The organism is Streptomyces sp. NPDC002104 (genome assembly GCF_053593795.1).
In genome coordinates this window covers 165,846-185,469 of the sequence record NZ_JBSFDF010000002.1, presented here as the reverse complement: position 1 = coordinate 185,469, position 19,624 = coordinate 165,846, and the positions used below count along the sequence as shown (strand labels likewise).

The window sequence follows — 19,624 nt, the reverse complement described above, 5'->3', positions numbered from 1 at the left end:
CGACCCTCCCGGTCCGGGCTGTCACCGCTGTGTGCTGACCCTGTGGCCCGTCTGTGAGTGCGGCGGCGCGGCGGCGATGGGGGCTCCGCCGGCCAGGGGGAGCAGGACCTCGAAGGAGGTGTGGCCGGGGGCGCTGCGGACGTCGACGTGGCCGCCGTGGGCCGAGACCACGGCGGCCACGATGGCCAGGCCGAGGCCGGTGGAACCCGCCGAGCGGGAGCGCGATGCGTCGCCGCGGGCGAAGCGTTCGAAGACGTGGGGCAGCAGCTCGGGCGGGATACCGGGGCCGTCGTCCTCGACCCGGAGCCGGACGAGCGATGTTTCACGTGAAACATGGGCCGTGACGGTGGTGCCGGGCGGGGTGTGCGTCCGGGCGTTGGCCAGCAGGTTCACCAGCACCTGCTGGATCCGCGCCGGGTCGGCGTGGACCGGCGCCGGATCCTCGGGCAGTTCCAGGCGCCAGTGGTGGTCGTGGCCGGCGGCCCGGGCATCGCTGACGGCGTCCACGACCAGCGGGGCCAGATCCGTGTCGCAGGTGGACAGCGGGCGGCCCGCGTCGAGCCGGGCCAGCAGCAGCAGGTCCTCCACCAGCCCGGTCATCCGGGTGGCTTCGGACTCGATCCGCCCGAGGGCGTGCCGGGTGTCGGGGCCCTGCTCCTCGCGGCCCCGGCGGGTCAGTTCGGCGTAGCCGCGGATCGAGGCGAGGGGGGTGCGCAGCTCGTGACTGGCGTCGGCGACGAACTGCCGGACCCTGGTCTCGCTCTGCTGGCGTGCGGTCAGGGCCGAGGAGACGTGGCCCAGCATCCGGTTGAGGGCGGCGCCGACCTGCCCGACCTCGGTCCGAGGGTCGGCCTCGGCGTCGGGGACCCGCTCGTGGAGGGCGGGCTCGCCGCTGTGCAGGGGGAGTTCGGAGACCCGGGTGGCGGTGGCGGCGACCCGGCGCAGGGGGCGCAGGGCGACACCGACCAGGACCTGTCCGGCGAGGGAGGCCGCGATCAGCCCGGCGAGGGTGACGAAGACCTCCACCGCGATCAGGGTGTGCACGGTGGAGTCGACCTCGGTGAGCGGGAATCCGAGTACGACGCGGCCGCCGCTGCCGGGGCTGCTGGGGTTGCCGCCGTCGCCTTCGCCGGCGGCGTTGGCGTTGGCGTTGGCATTGCCGGCGGCCTTGAGGGGTGAGGCCAGCACCCGGTAGTCACCGAGACCGGGCAGGTGCAGGTCGACCGGATCGCCGGCCCGGCCGTCGGCGGCCTTGCGGGCGGCCCCGGCGAGGGCGGAGGCCTGCCCCTCGGTGAGATGCGGATGGTCGGAGACCCCGGGCCCGGACCCGTACCCGCCGACGCCCGCGCTGCGCTGGCTGCGGACGCTGTCCACGGCCTTGCCCGCGGCGTCGAGGCGGACCCCGACGGCCGCCAGCGGCGATCCGGGGCCCGTGACGACGCCGAGGACGTTCTCCCGGGGGAACTTGCCCGCGCCGGGGCGGGCGGTCATCTCGACGGCGGCGCGCAGCTGCTCGTCGACCTTGTCGACCAGGTACGAGCGCAGCGCGACGGTGGTGACGGTGCTGATGGACGCGCCGACCACGGCGATGAGGGCCACGGCCGAGACGACGAGCCGGGTCCGCAGCGACCAGGGCCGCCGGCTCCACCGGCTCCACCGGGGGCGGCGGGGGCCGGGGGGACGCGCCGGACGGGCCGGCGGGCGCGGACGGCGGGAGCGCCGGGGCTCGCCGGCCGCCACTAGTCGGCCGGCTTGATCAGGTAGCCGGCGCCGCGGCGGGTGTGGATCATCGGCGGGAGGCCCGTACCGCCCTCCAGCTTGCGCCGCAGGTAGGAGATGTACAGCTCGACGACGTTGGCCTGGCCGCCGAAGTCGTACGACCACACGCGGTCCAGGATCTGCGCCTTGCTCAGCACCCGGCGCGGGTTGCGCATCAGGTAGCGCAGCAGCTCGAACTCGGTGGCGGTCAGGTGGACGTCCTGACCGCCCCGCGTCACCTCGTGACTGTCCTCGTCGAGCCGCAGGTCGCCGACCTGCAGCACCGACCCGCCGCGCGCGGCCTGCGCGGCCCCGGAGCGCCGGACCAGGCCGCGCAGCCGGGCGACGACCTCCTCCAGGCTGAACGGCTTGGTGACGTAGTCGTCGCCGCCCGCCGTCAGGCCCGCGATGCGGTCCTCGACCGAGTCCTTCGCGGTCAGGAACAGCACCGGGACCTGCGGGAGCTCCCGCCGCAGGCGGCCGAGGACGGCGAGGCCGTCCATGTCGGGGAGCATGATGTCGAGCAGGACGACATCGGGGCGGAACTCCCGTGCCGCGCGGACCGCACCCGCGCCGTCGCCCGCACTGCGGACCTCGCAGCCCTCGTAGCGCAGGGCCATGGAGAGCAGTTCGGAGAGGGCTGCCTCGTCGTCCACGACGAGGACCCGGCAGGGGCTGCCGTCGGGCCGGACGAGGGCCGTGTGGCTGCCGGTGGACGTGGACGCGTGGGATGTGGTCGTCGCAGTCATGCGTACACGCTGGCCGCCGCCCGTGAGAGGGCTCTTGCCTGAAGCTGTGAATTCCCTGAGAAACCCCTCCCGCTCCTCAGGCCAGGCGGAAGAGCCGGGCTCCGTTGTCGTGGCAGACGGCCCGCAGCCAGGCGTCGCCGAGGCCGAGGCGTTCCAGGGCTTCGAGCTGGTGCTCGTAGGGGTAGGGGATGTTCGGGAAGTCGGTGCCCAGCAGGATCCGGTCGCCGAGATCGGCGAGGCGGCCCCGGTCCTGCGGCGGGAAGCCGCTGAACTGCTCCGAGAAGTCGGTGAAGGCCATGGTGGTGTCGAGGCGGACCTCGCAGTAGCGGTCGGCGAGGTCGAGGAAGTCGGTGTACTCCGGCATCCCCATGTGCGCGACGATCAGTGGCAGCCGGGGGTGGCGGGCCAGCAGCCGGGCGATCGGCTCGGGGCCGGTGTGCTTCCCGGGGACGGGCCCGGAACCGCAGTGCACCACCGTGGGGATCCCGGCCTCGGCGAGGAGCCCCCAGACCGGGTCGAGCCGGTCGTCCGTGGGGTCGTAGCCGCCCACCTGGAGATGTGCCTTGAAGACCCGGGCCCCCGCGTCGACGGCCTGGGCGACGTACTCCCGCACCCCGTCCTCCGGGAAGAAGGTCGCGGTGTGCAGGCAGTCGGGGGTGCGCGCGGCGAAGTCGGCGGACCAGGAGTTGAGCCAGGCGGCCATGGCGGGCTTGTGCGGGTAGAGCATGGCGGTGAAGGCCCGGACCCCGAACTCCCGGAGCAGCGCGACCCGCTGCTCCTCCTCGTGCCGGTAGGTGATGGGCCACTCGACCCCGGTCAGCGGGCCCACCGCGTCGAAGTAGTCCCACACCTTGTCCAGTACGCGCTCCGGCATGAAGTGCGTGTGCACGTCGACCAGCCCGGGCACCCCGAGCCGTTCCCGGAACGCCCGGACGGCCTCAGCCGTCTTCGCGGACAAAGCCGTGGCTCCGCTCGACCGTCGCGACGTGCAGGGTGTAGCTCTCGTACCAGTCGGCGCGGCCCTGCTTCATCGCCGCCTGGTGCTCCATGTCCTTGCGCCACAGGGCCATGGACTCGTGGTCGCGGAAGTAGGCGACGGTGATGCCGAGCCCGCCGGGGGTGCGCGCGGACTCGTAGCCGAGGAACCCCGGATTGCCGCTGACGAGCTCGCTCATCCGGTCGAGCGTCTCGGGATAACCGCCGTCCTCGGCGGTCCGGACACTGGTGAACACGCTCATGACATAGGGCGGTTCGAAGGCCTGTACGGGCTGGATGCTCATGCCCACCACCCTCTGCGGCCGATACGTGGCATGTCCACTGGAAAACGGCCCGGAGAGTCAAAGGGATCCAAGTTTTGACCATGCCCCCTCCCCTCCCGGTCGGCGCGGACCGGTCGGTGTGGACCGATCGGTGTGGATCAGTCGGTGTGGATCAGTCGGGGGCGGACCGGTGGGGTCAGAACAGCCCGTCCTGCGCCGCCGAGGCGTCGCGCCCCGGAGCCGGGATCGCCGCCACCGGAACATCAGTGACACCGCCCTCCCCGGGCGCCACCAGCTCCCACCCCGCGAGCAGCCGGGTGTCCACGACCAGCCCGTCGGCGAAGTGCAGATCGGGCCCGGCCGCGCCGACGAGCCGGCCGGTGACGCTCCCGCCGGGCACCATCTCGGTGAGCACCCGGGCAGGCGCGGGCAGCGCGTCGAGCCCGAACACCCCGGCGTGGTCGGTCACCTCGCACTCCAACCGCTCCAGCGACTCCGGCCACCCCTCCAGCGCGGCCGCCCGCGCGTGCAGTGCCGCGACCTCCGCCGCCCGCTCGGGCGCCGGCGGCACGTCCCCCCGCACGGACCGCTTACGGGCATAGGCGATCCGGTCGGGCACGCCCAGCGCGGCCCGCAGCAGCTCCTCGGTCCGGCGGGTGGCCATCAGCGGCCCGCGCCCCAGCCAGGCCCAGGCCAGCGCGCCCTGCTCCAGCAGCCGGACGGAGCCGCGCTCCTCGGCGGTGATGCCCACCTTGACCAGCCCGGCCCCGAACCAGGCGAGGTACACCCGGTAGGTGCGCGGATCACCGGCGTTGGTGTCGGCCGCCACCGAGAACGACCGGTCCAGGCCGGCGCACTCGGGGCACTGGGCGTTCCCGGCCCGGCCGGGCACGGCCCGCCCCGCCGGGCACGGCGTCCGCCGTCCGGCCCGCCGGATGCCCAGGCAGTGCCGCTCCCCCCGGGCGGCGAAGGCGAGCGGCTGCCCGTACCCGAGGAGGCTGGTGCGCTCGATCCGTCCCGGCCCCTGCCCGTACCAGCCCATGGCGGGCCGGCCGTCGTTCCACCGCAGGCCGGTGCACCACCAGGTCACAGGGGGAGCGGTCGCTCGAAGAAGGTTTTCACGACGACGGTGGCCTGCGTCCCGCTGACACCGTCGATGGCGTAGAGGCGGCGCAGGACGTCCTGCAGCTGCTCGGTGGTTCCCGTGCGGACCTTGACCATCACCGAGGCGCTGCCGGCGATGATGTGCGCCTCCTGGATCTCCGCGATCCCCTCGAAGGCGGCCCGCGAGTCGCCCATCCAGGCTGTGGAGTCGACCATCACGTAGGCCAGCACCCCGCTGCCGACGGCCGCCGGATCCACCTCGACCGTGGTCCGCCGGATGACCCCGCGCTCGCGCAGCTTGCGCACACGCTCGTGGGTGGCGCCCGCGGAGAGCCCCACGGAGGCCGCCAGCGCCGCATACGGCTGGGCCGCGTCCTCCTGGAGGCACTGGATCAGCGCCCGGTCGATGTCGTCCACCGAACTCCTCCCACGTCCCTGCACACCCTGGCGGAGACGCTACCGGATCCTGATTTCACCCCCTGCGGCCGAACAGCATTCGGCCACCCTTGTCCTCGGTCTCCCCCGGACGGGCTAGCGGGCGACGAACTGCGTCAGGATCGCCTGCACCTCGTAAATGTCGACGCCCTTGGTGAAGGTCTTCGCTATCGGCGCCGAGCTCCCGGACAGCCATATCTTCAGCTCCGCGTCCAGGTCGAAATGGCCTGCGGTCTCCACGGAGAAGTGCGTGATGCTCCGGTACGGAATCGAGTGGTACTCGACCTTCTTGCCCGTGAGCCCCTGCTTGTCGATGAGCACGAGCCGCCGGTCGGTGAACAGGATCGTGTCGCGGATCAGCAGGTACGCCGCGTGCACCTGCTCCCCCTGCCCCAGCAGCCGCGCGTACTCACGGTGCGCCGACGCCGGATCCACCGCGTGCGCGTTCCCGAACAGTCCCATGTGAGCTCCCCCTGCTTTCCCGGTGGACCGATCTCCGGTGAGTCGATCTCCGAGAAACCGTAGCCGCGCCCTTCCTCACCCCGCGTCCCCCGGCAGAGCCATCTCGTCCCCTAACCCCCCGGAGCCAGGCCTCATCACTGAGGAGGAGAAGACGGCGAGGGAGGAACGGAGAGGGAGGAAGAGGAAGAAGGAAAAGGAGGAAGGGCAACGCAAGAGGCCCCCCGGTGAACCGGGGGGCCTCTTGGGCTGTGCACTCGGCAGGATTCGAACCTGCAACCTTCTGATCCGTAGTCAGATGCTCTATCCGTTAAGCTACGAGTGCTTGGCTGGCCGGGGTTTTGCGCCCCGTTGGCCTTGCGAGAACAACAATACATGGACCTCGCCGGGACGCGAAATCCATTAGGCCCACACGGCCTGACCTGCGGAAACAGCCTGGAAGAAGATCATCCGGTTGGGTGTCGCGGTGTCCTTGGCGCGGCTCCGCGCGGGCAGATCGCAGGCAGATCCCGCCCTCTCCCGGATCCCGAACACAAAGACGGACCCCGAACGCACTGGCGGGCCCCGAACGCACCAAAGCCCCGGTCCGCAAGGACCGGGGCTTCGTGAAGTGCGGAGGCGGAGGGATTTGAACCCTCGATGGGGGGTAAGCCCCAAACCGCATTAGCAGTGCGGCGCCATAGACCGGACTAGGCGACGCCTCCAGCACACCCCCGCGTACGAGGGTGCGTGCAGATGATGACACAGGCCAGGGGCCGGTCACCAATCCGCTCCCACGGTACAAGGAGGGCGGCCCGCAGAGCAAAGCCTTAAGCACCCCGTGTGCGGAACGTCGGAGCCGGCTCGTCGTTGGGCTGTCGTACGACGTACGGACGACCTGGAGTTCCCCATGCTGCGTCTCGCCGCTTTCGCCGTCGCCTCCGCTCTGGCCGCGGGGGCGGCGGGCCCCCTGCCCCCGCTGCCGCCCCTGAGCCGGCTCCTGTCCGCCCCACCCGCACCCGCACCCGACCGGCTCACCATCGTCGTGGCCGACACGGGCAACCCGCGGGCCGACGGCGAGTACCGGCTGGAGTGCGGCCCGCCCGGCGGGAACCACCCGCAGGCCGAGGACGCGTGCGCCCGGCTCGAAGCCCTCGCGCGCGAGGGGAAGGATCCCTTCGCTCCCGAGCCCGCGCATCAGCTGTGCACCATGCAGGACGGCGGCCGCGCCACCGCCCGGATCACCGGAACGTGGCGTGGCGACAAGGTGGACTCCCGGTTCCGCCGGACGAACGGATGCGAGATCCGCCGGTGGAACGACTTGGAACCTGTGCTTCCGAGTGGGCGTTCCTGACCTGGGAGGATGCGCCGCTCGGGCGGTATGCGCCGGACATCCGCCCCCTTGCCGGGAGCCCGTGCGCATAGACTCCTCCCGTGACATGCCGGTAGTTGTGGTCAGGGAGGAAGCTCGTCGTGAGCAGCAGGCCATCCCGAGGCGCTGCTCGCCTCGCAGCAATACTCGACGCTCTTCCGGACGCGCTGTTGCTCGTCAACGCCAACGGCACGGTCGTCAACGCCAATTCGATCGCCCTCGAGGTCATGGAGAGCCCCGGAACGGGGCTCGTCGGACGGGGCGTGCTCGACCTCCTGCCCGAGTTCGACTCCAAGCTGATCCCCGGCTCCATGCGCCGGCCCGGCGAGGACGAGGGCGGCCGTGCCCGCCCGAAGCGGATGGTCGCCCGCCGCACCGACGGCAGCGAGTTCCCGGTCGAGGTCACCGCGGCCCATCTCGACGGCCGTGACGCCTACCGCGAGCCGCAGCCCTCGTACACCGGCGACGAGCTGCTGATGCTCGTCGTACGGGACCTCTCGCAGACGGTGGACACCGAGGCCGAGCTGGCCCGCTCCCAGCGTCAGACCGAGATGATCCTGCGCGCCGCCGCCGAGGGCGTCGTCGGCACGGACACCGACGGCAGGGTCGTGCTGGTCAATCCGGCCGCCGCCCAGATCCTCGGCTACCGCGCCACCGACCTCGGCAACCGCGAACTGCACGGGCTGGTCCAGCACTCACGGGCCGACGGTTCGCCGTTCCCCTTCGAGGAGTCCCCGCTCGCCGACACCCTGCGCAGCGGTCGCAAGCACCGGGTCCGCGGCCAGGTGCTGTGGAACAAGTCCGGGCAGCCCGTCGCCGTGGACCTGACCACCTCTCCCGTACGGGACGGGGAGCAGCTCGTCGGCGCCGTCATGACCTTCACCGACCGGCGTTCCTACGACGCCCTGGCCGCGCGCCACGCCCAGCTGCTGTCGGTCCTCGGCGACTCCCTGCGCGGACCGCTGGAGGAACTGCGCGGCGAGCTGGCCACCCTGGCCGCCGACGACGCGGGACAGCTGTGGCCCGAGGCCAACCAGCTCCTGCACCACCTGGCGGCCGGCTACTCGCGGATGACCACGCTGGTCGACAACGTGCTCTCCTTCCAGCGCCTCGACGCGGGCGGCGAGAAGCTCGACAAGAAGAAGGTGCTGATCGACGGGGTCGTCAAGGCCGGTGTCGACGGCGCGGTCGAGCTGATCGGGCCCGGGCGGGCGCAGTTCGCCGTGCACGCCCCGACCATCGAGGCCGAGGTGGACGCGGAGCGGATCGCGACCGCCCTCGCGCACCTGGTCGCGGACGTCGCCGGGGTGGACGCCACCGGCAAGACCCCGCAGGGCAGCGGGTACATGGACTCGACGATCGTGGTGGCCGCCGCGCAGCGCGGCGAGGTCGTACGGATCGAGGTGCGCGGCCCGTACGAGGGCGGCAACCCGGTGCACGAGCCGATCGTTCGGGGCATCGTGGAGGCGCACGGCGGTGTGCTGCAGACGGTGGAGGTGCCGGGCGCGCCCGGCGGGGCGTACGTGCTGGAGCTGCCGCTGGGTGCGGGAGCCGGGACGGTCACCCTGCCCGAGCCGGAGGAGGCTCCCCCGGCCGAGCCGGGTACCGAGGGCGGCCCGGGGCAGGTCTCCGGCGGCCGGCGGGCCCGGCGCGGCGTGGACGCGTTCCTCGCCGACGACACCGACGAGGCCGCGGGCTCCGAAGCGGCCACCGGGAAGGGCAGCGGCTCCGGTACCGGCACCGCGAAGGCGGGGCAGGCTTCCGACGGCGGGAGCGCGCTCGCGCTGCCGTCCGGGCGGCGCCGGGGCGGCGAGGCCACAGCCGTGGCCCGGCCCGGCGACGGCGCTCCCGCGGAGCTCGCCCAGTCCCCCGTGAACCCGGCGGGTCTGGGCGGAAGCGGCACGGGGCGGCGGCGTGGCCAGAACGGCGACGGCGGCAGTGGCGCCGACTCCGGTGGCGGCGACGAGCGCCCGGGCGGTTCCGGGCGGCCCGTGCCCCCGCAGGGGACCGGCGTGCCCGCGCTCCCGCCCATGCCGGTGGCTCCCGTGCCGGTGCCCCCGTTCCCCGGGCTTCCCGTTCCGCTGACCGAGCACCCCGCCGGGCGGCGGCGTGCCCTGGGCGCGGCGGGACCGGCGCAGCAGCCGGGCGGTCCGGTGCCGGCGACCGGGCTCGGGCCGACGCCCGCATCCCCGCCCGCGCCCCCGTCCTCCCCCGCTCCCGCACGGCCCATCGCCCCGGAGGGCGGCTTCGCGCTGCCCGCCGGGCCGACGCCGGCCCCGCAGCCGCCGCAGGCCCCCGCCATGGCCGGCTCCGCCACCGCCACCGCTGCCGACGCCGAGGCCGACGCCGCGGGCGGGCGGCGCGGGCGCCGGGTCCTGGGGGCCCCGCCCGTCACCGACTCCGAAGGCGCCGAAGCCGCCGCCGGGGGGCCGGACGCGGGCGCGCAGGGCCCCGTAGCCCCCGAGACGCATCCCACCGGGCGGCGGCGTGCGCTGCCCGCCACCCCGGCCTGGCCGGTTCCGGCGGCCCGTACGGCGCCCGAGGACTCCGACGGCAGCGGGCAGATCGCCGTCCCCGGAGCCCGGCAGCCGCAGGACGCCCCCGCCGAGGCCACCGGGGCGCCGATCAGCGTCCGCGCGCTGGGCAGCCTCGGCCAGGGCGGCGGGGCCGGCGACACCAACGGCTCCGGCCGGCGGCGCCGGCTCGCGGAGCCCGCGCCCGAGGGCCGCGCCTTCGCCATAGGAGCCCCCGAGGAGGGCTCCGCCGAGGGCCCGGAGCCGCTGGACGGGCCCGGTGGCGCCGTCGAGGTGGTCAACCGGACCGTGCCGCGTCCCGTGGACGACGAACTGCCGCCCGAGCCGCTGGACAACCCGCGCCGGCTCCTGGTGTGGCCGGCTCCGGACGCGCAGACGCAGGCCGCGCTCAGCGACCGCGGCTACCGCCCGGTGATCGTGCACTCCCGCGAGGAGGTCGACGCCCAGATCGCCGCCTTCCCCGCCGCGCTGTTCGTGGACCCGCTGACCGGGCCGATCACCCGGACCGCCCTGCAGTCGCTGCGTCAGGCCGCGGTGGCCGCCGAGGTGCCCGTGCTGGTCACGGCCGGGCTGGGGCACGCCACGCGCGAAGCCGCGTACGGCGCCGATCCGGCCGTGCTCCTGAAGGCGCTCGCGCCGCGCGACAGCGAGCAGCACCCTTCCCGGGTGCTGCTGATCGAGGAGCACGACGAGATCGCGACCGCGCTGACCGCCGCCCTGGAGCGCCGCGGCATGCAGGTCGCCCGCGCCGACGCCGATACGGACGCCGTGGAGCTGGCGACCAGGATGCGGCCGAACCTGGTGGTGATGGACCTGATGCAGGTGCGCCGACGCCGGGCCGGGATCGTGGACTGGCTGCGCGCCAACGGGCAGTTGAACCACACCCCGCTGGTGGTCTACACGGCCACCGGGATCGAGCCGTCCGAACTGCCGCGGCTGGCCTCGGGCGAGAGCGTGCTGTTCCTCGCCGAGCGGTCCACCACGGCGGACGTGCAGGGCCGCATCGTGGACCTGCTGGCCAAGATCGGCACCAACTAGTCATTCTGGCCGCATGGCCATCACCGACACGAGCGAGCAGACCGTCCCCGCCGACAACGGGGAGGTCAGCCTGCTCATAGCCCGGCAGGTCGACCCGGGCCACGAGGAGAACTTCGAGGCCTGGGCCCACGGGATCCTGGAGACGGCCGCGGCCTTTCCCGACCACCTGGGGTACGGCCTGTTCCGCCCGGCCGTGGAGGGCGGGCCCTGGTTCCTGGTGCACCGGTTCCGCAACCAGGCGGCCTTCCAGCGGTGGCAGGACTCCGCCGAGCGCGCCGCCTGGTTCTCCAACTGCCTCGGGCACCACCACACCGAGATAGCCCGGCGCGAACTGCACGGGATGGAGACCTGGTTCGCGAAGCCGGGTACGGCCCGGCCCGCGCCGCCGCGGTGGAAGATGGCGATCAGCTCGGGGCTGGCCATCTTCCCGATCTCGCTCGCGGGCAACGCGCTGCTCGGGCCGTACCTGGTGAACCTGCACTTCGTCCTGCGGACGGCCGCGTTCGCCGTCGTCTTCAGCACCCTGATGACCTACGTGGCCATGCCCGCGATCAGCAAGCTGCTGCGGCCCTGGCTCACGCGCGGGCAGTAGCCGCGCGGGGGCCGGTGACTCAGTCGAGCTTCGTGACGTCGAGGACGCCGTCCGCGTACTGCTTGCGGATCACCTTCTTGTCGAACTTGCCGACGCTCGTCTTCGGGACCGCCTCGACGAACGCCCAGCGCTCCGGCAGCTGCCATTTGGCGATCGACTGGCCGAGGAAGGCGCGCAGTTCCGCGTAGTCCACGGTGGCGCCCTCCTTCAGGACGACGGTGGCCAGCGGGCGCTCGTCCCACTTGTCGTCGGGGACGGCGACGACCGCCGCCTCGGCGACGCCGGGGTGGGCCATCAGCGCGTTCTCCAGTTCCACGCTGGAGATCCACTCGCCGCCGGACTTGATGACGTCCTTGGCCCGGTCCGTGAGGGTGAGGAAGCCGTCGGGGCTGATCACGCCGACGTCGCCGGTCTTGAGCCAGCCGTCCGCGCTGAACTTGTCCTCGGGGCGGAAGGGTTCGCCGGCCGCGCCGCCGTAGTAGGCGCCCGCGATCCAGCTGCCGCGGACCTCCAGCTCGCCCGCGGACTCGCCGTCCCAGGGCAGGACGCCGCCACCGGGGCCGACCAGGCGGGCCTCGACGCCCGCCGGGAAACGGCCCTGGGTGATGCGGTACGGCCACTCCTCCTCGGGGGTCAGACCGGCCGGCGGGTGGGCCATGGTGCCCAGCGGGGAGGTCTCGGTCATCCCCCAGGCGTGGTTGAGGCGCACGCCCAGCTTGTCGTAGGCCTCCATCAGGGCCGGCGGACAGGCGGCGCCGCCGATGGTGACCTGCTTCATCGAGGTCAGATCGCGCGGGTTGGCGGTGACCTCGGCGAGCAGTCCCTGCCAGAGGGTGGGGACGGCCGCGGCATGCGTGGGCTTCTCGCGCTCGATCATGTCGGCGAGCGGTGCGGGCTGCAGGAAGCGGTCCGGCATCAGCATGCTGATCCCGGTCATGAAGGTGGCGTGCGGCAGGCCCCAGGCGTTGACGTGGAACTGCGGGACGACGACGAGGGAAGTGTCCTTGTCGGTCAGGCCCATCGACTCGGTCATGTTGACCTGCATCGAGTGCAGGTAGATGGACCGGTGGGAGTAGACGACGCCCTTGGGTTCCCCGGTGGTGCCGGAGGTGTAGCACATGGCCGCGGCCTGGCGCTCGTCCAGCTCGGGCCAGTCGTAGGTGTCCGGGCGGCCCGCCAGGAGCTCCTCGTACTCGTGCACGCGCACGCCGAGGCCCTCCAGGGCGGAGCGGTCGCCGATGCCCGCGACCACGACGTGCTCGATCGTCGGCAGGTGCGGCAGGAGCGGGACGAGCAGCGGCAGCAGGGTGCCGTTGACCAGGACGACCTTGTCGGCCGCGTGGTTGACGATGAAGACCAGCTGCTCGGGAGGGAGCCGCAGGTTCAGGGTGTGCAGGACGGCGCCCATGGACGGGATCGCGAAGTACGCCTCGACGTGCTCGGCGTTGTTCCACATCAGAGTCCCTATAACATCCGACTCTTGGACTCCGCATTCGTCGCGCAGGGCGTTGGCAAGCTGAGCAGCGCGGGCGCCGATCTCCGCGAAGCTGCGCCGGTGTGGCTCAGCCTCGCCCGTCCAGGTGGTCACCTGCGACTTTCCGTGAATCGTCGACCCGTGGGTCAGGATTCGCGAGATCAGCAGTGGTACGTCCTGCATCGTGCTGAGCACCGGAGCGCCTCCCAGTCGTTACGCGACGGTAAGTTACCGGTGATTCTGCGGCCGTACTGGGTGGTATGTCACTACCCAGCGTCGACCAATTCCGGGATCCGGCCGTTGTGCTTGCCGAACACCTGTCCCGACTGTCCCTCGCCCTCCTTCGGCGCCCAGGGATCCGCCTCCCAGACAGGGTGAACGGTCACGGTGACGGCGGCGGCCCCGACGCCTGAACTGGTCAGGACGACGCGGCGTACGAGCTGCCGGATGATCGCGTTGCGCTCGATGGTGAGCAGCGTGTCCCACTCGTCGAGCAGCCCAACCATGATCGGCCGGAACGTCTCGATACCGGGTCCGGTCTGTTCGCTCGGTACGAGCTTGGAGATGGAAGCCGTTACCGCGTCTCGTTCGGCGACGAACTGATCGCGGGCCCCTTCGTATACGCCTTCCGGGTACTTGTCCGGGTTGAGCGCGTTGTCCATGGCGAGCCGCTTCAACGCCTCTTCGAGCTTGGTGTGCTCGGCTTGCAGCTTGACCCGCTGCGCGCTGCGCCGGGCTTCATCGGCCTTGGTGTCTCGCTGCTCCTGTTCTGTCGGTGGCATGAGGTCGATGGCGGGGGCTGCCTTCGTGGCCAGCCACTTTTTGACCTCCTTTTCGACCTTGTCGCGCTGGATGAAGAGTCCCGGGCACGAGTGGACCGTCGATCCGGTTCGGCCTCGCGAGTTGCACTTGTAGGCGTGTCCGGGGATGTAGACGCGTTCACCGTTGATCGTCGTGTTCTTCGGGTTGATGGACGTGCCGCCGCGGCAGAGTCCGCAGCAGGTCGTACCGGTGAGGGTGTAGAGCCCTTGGCGCTGCCGCGGGTGCTTGGTTCGCACCTCGGCTCGCTTGTCGAGGTACTGCTGCCAAAGGTCGATCGAGATGCATTCCTCGTGAGCGCCCTCGGCGAGGTAGTGGCGGGGGCATCCTCCGTTCGTCGTCTTGCACATGCAGTTTTCGTCGTGGAAGCGGAGCAGGCCGGCGGCGAACCCCGAGTCCATGTACCGCTTGAGCGTCTCGGCTGACCACAGGGTGTTGCGGGTGGTGCGGTAGCCCTCGGCGTTGAGCCATCCGGTCAGATCGGCGAAGCCATGTCCGGACAGGTACTGACGGAACAGATGGGCGACGATCGGCCCGATTTCGGGGTCGATCTCGTACCACTCTTTCTGAGTGGTCCATGATCCGTTGGGGAGCAGGACCCGCCGCGGGTGCCAGATGTACCCCCAGCGGGCGCGCCCGGTCGCGGGCAGGCCCGCGTCGCGGCGCAGGCGGTGCGTCTCCTTCCACTGCTCGCCGGCGCGGTCGCTCTCGTAGGCCGCGAACTCGAACAGGATTCCGCGCTGGAACTTGCCGAGGGCGGTTCGGGCGTCGATCTGCTCGGTTGCCGATTCGAGCTGTCCGCCGACATCCTCGACGCGCTTGAGATTGACGGCGATGCCGTTGCGGTTGCGGCCGAATCGGCTGTACTTCCACACGGCGATGCCGGCGGCGTCGCCGCGCTCTACTGCCTCGATGGCGCGCATCACCTTGCGTTTGAAGGTGCGGCCCGTCTGGTCGAGGTCGTAGATCCATCGGGCGATCCGCCGTTTGGTCCGGCGGGCCCATTCCTCGATGGCTACTTTCTGGAGCTGAGGAGAGATTTTCTCCTCTTTCCAGGTGCTGACCCTGATGTATCCGATGTACGGCTCAAGGCCGGACAGGTCATCAGGGACGATGACGTCTGCGAGGAACGTTGCGAGTCCGTTCGCCTCGACGTCGTTCTGCTGGTCCTCGGTGGTGAGGACCGGTGCACGCTGCATCACGTGCGCCCCTCCCTTCGTTGTGGGCGCGCAGGGTGCGCTACCCCCCGCGGTAGCGCGCAGGCGCCCTGTGGGTCGTCATGGCTCCTTCATGTGGGGCGTGAGGGGTCAGAGTGCGCGGCGTTGGCGCATGCTTTCGTCGCCCTGGTCGTCGTTGTTGGTCTCGGCGAGGTTGGGTGCGGCGAGGTGGAGACGATGGATCGTGGCCCCTTCCGCGGGGGCCGTGGCTGCTCCGTCGTTGACCGGCGGTGGGGTGATCAGGCCGCGTGCGGCGTGTTCGAGGCCGAGCCGGTAGCCCTCCCGGCGGATGGTCTCTGCTGCGTCGCGGGTGATGCTCTGCTGCCGACGCATTACGGCGAGGATCACGACGGGCAGACAGCCCAGGGTGATGCCGGCGCCGATGTCGGCGAGGCGGGGATAGGGGCCGGCGGCGCCGGCGATGATCAGGGCGAGGCCGCCGAGAAAGACGGTGGTAGCAGTGACGGCGGCGAGCTGCTCGCGCGTGATCATCAGTTTGGTGCCTCCTGTGCTAGCCGCTGGCAGTGCGGCGTTGGGTTGGTTCTGTGGCGCGTAGGCCGTCGACCATTCGCTCGAAGGTCTCGATGCCGGATTGGCTTGTGATGCCAAGTTCGGCGGCGGCCTGTGCGGGCGTGATGCCGGCGGGGTCGAGGGGACGGGAAGCGGCGGCGAGGTCGTCCGGGGTGAGGACGCCGGCACGTACGAGGATTTCGCCGAGCGGGACGCGCAGCGCTTCGGCGAGGGTGCCGAGTGTGCGGATGTCGGGCAGTCCTTCGCCGCGGAGAAGTCGGGAGACGGTGGGCGTGCTGATGCCCGAGTCAGTGCTGAACTTCTTCTGTCCGCCGTGGTCGGGGTAACCCCTGAGGCGGAGCTGCTCCCGGAGCCAGGCTGCAAACGTGGCTGGGGTGTGGACAGCGTCTTGTGTCATGCGTGAAAGATATCGCGCATGAAAGAAACACACACCACCAACGGCAAAACGACATGACTAGCCCCCTCCCCCTGGTGGCGCGCGACAGGCCCCCCTGCCCCCTCGTACTCGAACTGGTTTTCGAGTCGAGCATATGACGAGGGCGTTTGCCCTGTCACTCCCGTAACGGTACCGCCACCCTCCGACAGGACGTTGTCCCTGGTTGAACGGTTCTACCCGATTTTTCAGGACCCCCACCACCCCTGAAAGGTTGTACGCGAAACTGATTTCACGGATGAAACGTTAGTGCTATGTTTCAACCACGAACGAGATCACAGCGAATCGTTTCGTGAAAGGAACTTGCCATGACGTATGCCCCTGCCGCCCTGCTCGCCGCCGCGCAGGCCCGGGGTGACCACACGCCCGCCGACATGGCCCGCCGTTTGGGTCTGCCATACCTCGCCGTTTACCGGTGGGCAACGGGCCGCCACGCCCCCAGCCCGGCCGGCCTCGCCGCCATCGAGCAGGCGTACGGCCTGACGACCGCCGCCCTGTTCCGCCAGGAGGCCGCCGCATGAACACCGTGATTCCCCGCGGGCAGGCCCTGCTCGGCGCCCGCCGCATCCTCGACGCCGCCCGGGCCCGCCGCGACGCTCTGCCCGTCCGCGTCGCCGCCGAGCAGGCCGCCGTCGGTTCTTCGCTCACCGCCGACGAAATCGAGCTGACCCTGCGCCGCCTGCGCCGGATCGCCGCGCAGAGCCCCGCGCCCTCGGCGCCCGCCGCCGCGGCCTGACCCCTCCGCATCCGAGAGGCACCAATGACTCGCCGTCCTAACGCCGTTGACGCCGTCCGTGCCGTCATGGTCGCCCGCGACCTGCGACGGATCAGCCCGCACGCCGACACGGTCCGCATCACGCCCGTCTACACCGACGCCGGCCCCCGCGGCCCGCGCATCGCCGTACGGGTCAACCTCGCCGACGTCCTGCACCAGCCCCTCGCCGCCGACCCTGGCACGTACCGAACGGCGTACGCCGTCCTGTGCCGCGCCTACCCGCAGGCCCGATGGATGACCGACGACCACCGGTACGACGTGCGCGCCGGCCGCCTGCTCGCCAGGCCCCCGCTCCCGTCCGGGGCCGCCGGGTGACCGCCGAGACCCTGCTCGACGCCCTCGCCGAGGCATTCGCCGACGACCCGGCCGCGGTCGAGCTGCTGCTGATCGACCTTGCCGCGGCCCGATCGCATGCCGACCACATGCGGCACTACGCCGACGCCACCGACTACGGACGCGAGTCGGCCGCCGCGTGCCTCGACCGTGCCCGCGAGGACCTGCTCGACGTCCTCGACCTGCCCCTCACCTCGAATGGAGCCCCCGCGTGACCGTCATCCCGCTTCACCGCCCCGACCCGGCCGCCGCGGGCCCGGCCGATCTCACCGTCGAGCAGGTCAAGACGCTGCTTGCGCCGATCAACCCGTCGCGGGTGCAGAACCTGCGCGGGCAGTCCCACCTCGAAGCGTGGGACGTGCGCCGATGGTTGAACCGCATCTTCGGTTTCGCCGGTTGGTCCGACGAGACGCTCGAACTGGTGTGCGTTTCTGAGCGGGAGATCAGCCCCAACCGCTGGACCGTCATCTACCGGGCGCAGGTCCGCCTCGCCGTCAAGGCCGTTGACGGACGCCTGCTCAGCACGTGGGATGACGCGGCCATGGGGGACAGCCGCAATCAGCCGTCGCTCGGCGATGCCCACGACCAGGCCATGAAAACGGCCCTGTCGCAGGCTCTCAAGCGCACGGCTCACAACTTGGGCGACGCGTTCGGCCTGTCCCTCTACAACGACGGATCCCGCGCGGCCGTCGGCCTGTGGTCGGCCGCGCATCCCGTGCCGAAGGACGACGCCGAGACGCCCGCGGTGCCGGACGACGTACCGGTGAAGCCGGAGCCGGCCCCCGCCGTCGAGGCGGCCCCGGCCGCAGCCGAGCAGCAGATACAGCGGAGCAAGCGCGCCGAGGGCGGCCCGTGGGAGGCGCCCGAGCGGGAGCAGCGTCCCCGGCCGGTTCCGCAGCAGGCCCCCGGGCCGTCGCGGGACTATCTCGCCGATGCGCGCGCCGCGGTTTCGCGAGAGCGGTTCGACCAGGTGCGTGCCGCGGCCGTGGCCGAGGGTGCTCCGCAGGACTACCTCGACCAGCTCGACGCCGTAGCGCGGGAACGGGAAGCCGGACAGCAGCAGACGCCGCCGCGGAAAACCGCCACCCGTCGACCCCGTGCCGCCAAGACGGGCCCGAACGCTCCGGCCGCGGACACCGCACGGGAGCAGCACGCCGTTGCCCTCGCCGAGTTGCTCGCCGTCGGGGCGTCCCTCGACCTCACCCCGTTGCACGTCGACAACATCGCCGTTGCCGAAGTCGGCCGCCCGGCCGCCGACTGCACCGTCGAGCAGCTCGCCGGCCTGACCGCCGACCTGCGGGCAGCATCCGAAGGAATGGCCGCATGACGACCCAACCCACAACCAGTGCACCGAAGTTCAGCCCGGATGAGATCAGGGCCGCCGCGACCCGTGAGGCCGTCCTTAAAGCCCTGCTCGACCAGATCGAGGCCGCGTACGAGACGGCCCGCACGGACATGCAGGCCATGCTCGACGAGCAGCAGAAGACCACCGGCGGCACGAAGTTCGAGGCGACCCTGCCCGACGGTACGAAGGTGGCCGACATCGGCCTGACCGGCGGGGAGCCGGCCGCCAAGGTCACCGACGAGCGCGCGTTCGCCGCGTGGGCCCGCGCGCGGTTTCCGTCCGAGGCCGTAACCACGCTGGTCAAGTCCGTGCAGCCCAAGTTCGTTGAGCTGCTGCTCGACCAGATGACCGCGGCCGGCGTCGCGCAGATCGTCGACGAGGACACAGGGGAAGTCCTCGACGTGCCCGGCGTCGAGATTGCGGCAACACGGCGCCGTTCGCACTCGGTTCGGTTCCTGCGCAAGAGCAAGGCCCGGCCGACGGACGGCCGCGCCCTGGTCGGCGCCGCGTGGCGCTCTGGCTCCCTTGCCCCGATCGTGTGGCCCGCCCTCGCCCCGGCACCGCCGGCCGACGAAAGCGAGGCCGCCGCATGACCCGCATTGTGCGCGGCCTCGACCTGTCCCTGACCGGTTCCGGTATCGCCGGCGCCGGATGGGCGCAGACCCTCGGCAGCAAGGGCCGCAGAAACGATTCGTACGCGGTGCGCCGTACGCGGCTGGACCGCCTCGCCGGCCTGATCCTCGACACGGTCGGCGCGTGCGACCTCGCCGTCGTTGAGGGGCCGTCCTACGGGTCTCGCGGTGCCGGAACGTGGGACCGTGCCGGCCTGTGGTGGCTGGTCGTCGACCGCCTCGCCGCCCGCGACGTCCCCGTCGCCGTCGTCTCCCCGACGGCCCGGGCGAAGTACGCGACCGGCGACGGCCGCGCGGGGAAGCAGGCCGTCCTCGACGCGACCGGCGCCCGGTACGGCGTCGCCCTGCGCGACGACAACCAGGCCGACGCGTACGTGCTGCTCGCCATGGGGCACGACTGGCTCGGCGCCCCCCTTGCCGAGGTACCCGCCCGCAACCGGGCGGCCCTCGACCGCGTCGAGTGGCCGCTGCTGCTGCCCCCGCCCGCCGTGCAACTGGGCATCGAGGGGGCCGACATGCCGTACCCCGACACCCTGCCGGTCTCCCCTCGCCGCCGCCGTCGGCGGAAGTCCGGGCAGGCCGAGCAGGCCGCGGTCGTCGACGGGCAGGTCGACGCCCTCGCCCTGGTCGAGGCCGCCGCATGAAGTGCGAGCACTGGATAGGGCCCCGGGGCCGGTACTGCCGGATCCCGGGCGCCCGGGCCTACATCCAGGGGCCCCGATGCCCGCTGCACACCCCGGCCGCCCTCGCCGGTAGGGCCGAACCGGGAAGCCCCGGGCCGGCGCC

Annotated in this window: 21 protein-coding genes and 2 tRNA genes; 10 read left to right on the top strand and 13 right to left on the bottom strand. The window is 72.0% G+C overall.

Features of this window, described 5'->3' with window-relative positions; all coding sequences use genetic code 11:
* Positions 1-21: 21 nt before the first annotated feature.
* The 9 genes from ACWCP2_RS03125 to ACWCP2_RS03085 all read right to left on the bottom strand — a co-directional run bounded on the left by ACWCP2_RS03125 (position 22) and on the right by ACWCP2_RS03085 (position 6,468).
* On the bottom strand, positions 22-1,740 hold the full coding sequence (locus ACWCP2_RS03125; protein WP_450906845.1) for a sensor histidine kinase: 1,719 nt from the start codon (positions 1,738-1,740) through the stop codon (positions 22-24).
* A complete protein-coding gene (locus ACWCP2_RS03120) occupies positions 1,740-2,507 on the bottom strand; it encodes a response regulator transcription factor (protein WP_450906844.1) in 768 nt (255 codons plus the stop codon). The genes ACWCP2_RS03125 and ACWCP2_RS03120 overlap by 1 nt, the downstream gene beginning before the upstream one ends.
* Before the next feature lie 76 nt (positions 2,508-2,583).
* Positions 2,584-3,465: an amidohydrolase family protein gene (locus tag ACWCP2_RS03115; RefSeq protein ID WP_450906843.1), complete on the bottom strand. Its 882-nt coding sequence runs from the start codon at positions 3,463-3,465 to the stop codon at positions 2,584-2,586.
* A complete protein-coding gene (locus ACWCP2_RS03110; RefSeq protein ID WP_450906842.1) occupies positions 3,446-3,787 on the bottom strand; it encodes an antibiotic biosynthesis monooxygenase family protein in 342 nt (113 codons plus the stop codon). Before ACWCP2_RS03110 ends, ACWCP2_RS03115 begins: the two co-directional genes overlap by 20 nt.
* A gap of 175 nt (positions 3,788-3,962) precedes the next feature.
* Positions 3,963-4,856, bottom strand: coding sequence for a DUF2797 domain-containing protein (locus ACWCP2_RS03105; RefSeq protein ID WP_450906841.1), 894 nt, complete (start codon positions 4,854-4,856; stop codon positions 3,963-3,965).
* Positions 4,853-5,287 (bottom strand): Lrp/AsnC family transcriptional regulator, encoded by a 435-nt coding sequence (locus tag ACWCP2_RS03100; protein ID WP_450906840.1) that lies wholly within the window; start codon positions 5,285-5,287, stop codon positions 4,853-4,855. The genes ACWCP2_RS03105 and ACWCP2_RS03100 overlap by 4 nt, the downstream gene beginning before the upstream one ends.
* A gap of 114 nt (positions 5,288-5,401) precedes the next feature.
* On the bottom strand, positions 5,402-5,767 hold the full coding sequence (locus tag ACWCP2_RS03095; RefSeq protein WP_254381969.1) for a PH domain-containing protein: 366 nt from the start codon (positions 5,765-5,767) through the stop codon (positions 5,402-5,404).
* 249 nt (positions 5,768-6,016) lie between these two features.
* A tRNA-Arg gene (locus ACWCP2_RS03090) sits at positions 6,017-6,089 on the bottom strand.
* A 288-nt stretch (positions 6,090-6,377) separates the two neighbouring features.
* Positions 6,378-6,468 (bottom strand) — tRNA-Ser (locus ACWCP2_RS03085).
* A 185-nt stretch (positions 6,469-6,653) separates the two neighbouring features.
* Between ACWCP2_RS03085 and ACWCP2_RS03080 the strand changes: the two genes are divergently transcribed.
* From ACWCP2_RS03080 to ACWCP2_RS03070, 3 genes are all read left to right on the top strand, one after another.
* A complete protein-coding gene (locus tag ACWCP2_RS03080) occupies positions 6,654-7,097 on the top strand; it encodes an SSI family serine proteinase inhibitor (protein ID WP_450906839.1) in 444 nt (147 codons plus the stop codon).
* Between the two features lie 119 nt (positions 7,098-7,216).
* Positions 7,217-10,687: a PAS domain-containing protein gene (locus tag ACWCP2_RS03075; RefSeq protein ID WP_450906838.1), complete on the top strand. Its 3,471-nt coding sequence runs from the start codon at positions 7,217-7,219 to the stop codon at positions 10,685-10,687.
* A 13-nt stretch (positions 10,688-10,700) separates the two neighbouring features.
* Positions 10,701-11,279, top strand: coding sequence for an antibiotic biosynthesis monooxygenase (locus ACWCP2_RS03070; RefSeq protein ID WP_399451783.1), 579 nt, complete (start codon positions 10,701-10,703; stop codon positions 11,277-11,279).
* 19 nt (positions 11,280-11,298) lie between these two features.
* On the opposite strand, the gene ACWCP2_RS03065 is transcribed toward ACWCP2_RS03070, so the two are convergent.
* From ACWCP2_RS03065 to ACWCP2_RS03050, 4 genes are all read right to left on the bottom strand, one after another.
* Entirely contained in the window at positions 11,299-12,948 is a 1,650-nt protein-coding gene (locus ACWCP2_RS03065) for a long-chain fatty acid--CoA ligase (RefSeq protein ID WP_450906837.1), read from the bottom strand.
* A gap of 71 nt (positions 12,949-13,019) precedes the next feature.
* Positions 13,020-14,771 (bottom strand): recombinase family protein, encoded by a 1,752-nt coding sequence (locus ACWCP2_RS03060; protein ID WP_450906935.1) that lies wholly within the window; start codon positions 14,769-14,771, stop codon positions 13,020-13,022.
* Positions 14,772-14,879: 108 nt separating this feature from the next.
* Complete coding sequence (locus tag ACWCP2_RS03055) at positions 14,880-15,281, bottom strand: hypothetical protein (RefSeq protein WP_450906836.1); 402 nt, start codon at positions 15,279-15,281, stop codon at positions 14,880-14,882.
* 19 nt (positions 15,282-15,300) lie between these two features.
* Positions 15,301-15,717: a helix-turn-helix domain-containing protein gene (locus ACWCP2_RS03050; RefSeq protein ID WP_450906835.1), complete on the bottom strand. Its 417-nt coding sequence runs from the start codon at positions 15,715-15,717 to the stop codon at positions 15,301-15,303.
* Positions 15,718-16,061: 344 nt separating this feature from the next.
* Here ACWCP2_RS03050 and ACWCP2_RS03045 point away from each other — a divergent pair, with 344 nt between their 5' ends.
* Genes ACWCP2_RS03045 through ACWCP2_RS03015 form a run of 7 tightly spaced genes read left to right on the top strand, consistent with a single transcriptional unit; the run spans position 16,062 to position 19,482 of the window.
* Positions 16,062-16,274: a helix-turn-helix domain-containing protein gene (locus ACWCP2_RS03045; protein WP_450906834.1), complete on the top strand. Its 213-nt coding sequence runs from the start codon at positions 16,062-16,064 to the stop codon at positions 16,272-16,274.
* Positions 16,271-16,489 carry a hypothetical protein gene (locus tag ACWCP2_RS03040; protein WP_450906833.1) on the top strand — a complete coding sequence of 73 codons (219 nt, stop codon included), beginning with the start codon at positions 16,271-16,273 and terminating at the stop codon, positions 16,487-16,489. Before ACWCP2_RS03045 ends, ACWCP2_RS03040 begins: the two co-directional genes overlap by 4 nt.
* Positions 16,490-16,513: 24 nt before the next feature.
* On the top strand, positions 16,514-16,843 hold the full coding sequence (locus tag ACWCP2_RS03035) for a hypothetical protein (protein WP_450906832.1): 330 nt from the start codon (positions 16,514-16,516) through the stop codon (positions 16,841-16,843).
* Positions 16,840-17,076 carry a hypothetical protein gene (locus ACWCP2_RS03030; RefSeq protein WP_450906831.1) on the top strand — a complete coding sequence of 79 codons (237 nt, stop codon included), beginning with the start codon at positions 16,840-16,842 and terminating at the stop codon, positions 17,074-17,076. The genes ACWCP2_RS03035 and ACWCP2_RS03030 overlap by 4 nt, the downstream gene beginning before the upstream one ends.
* Positions 17,073-18,188 (top strand): Rad52/Rad22 family DNA repair protein, encoded by a 1,116-nt coding sequence (locus ACWCP2_RS03025; protein ID WP_450906830.1) that lies wholly within the window; start codon positions 17,073-17,075, stop codon positions 18,186-18,188. Before ACWCP2_RS03030 ends, ACWCP2_RS03025 begins: the two co-directional genes overlap by 4 nt.
* Positions 18,185-18,799: a hypothetical protein gene (locus ACWCP2_RS03020; protein ID WP_450906829.1), complete on the top strand. Its 615-nt coding sequence runs from the start codon at positions 18,185-18,187 to the stop codon at positions 18,797-18,799. Before ACWCP2_RS03025 ends, ACWCP2_RS03020 begins: the two co-directional genes overlap by 4 nt.
* Positions 18,796-19,482, top strand: a complete 687-nt coding sequence (locus ACWCP2_RS03015; RefSeq protein ID WP_450906828.1) for a hypothetical protein — start codon at positions 18,796-18,798, stop codon at positions 19,480-19,482. Before ACWCP2_RS03020 ends, ACWCP2_RS03015 begins: the two co-directional genes overlap by 4 nt.
* The last annotated feature ends 142 nt before the right edge of the window (positions 19,483-19,624 follow it).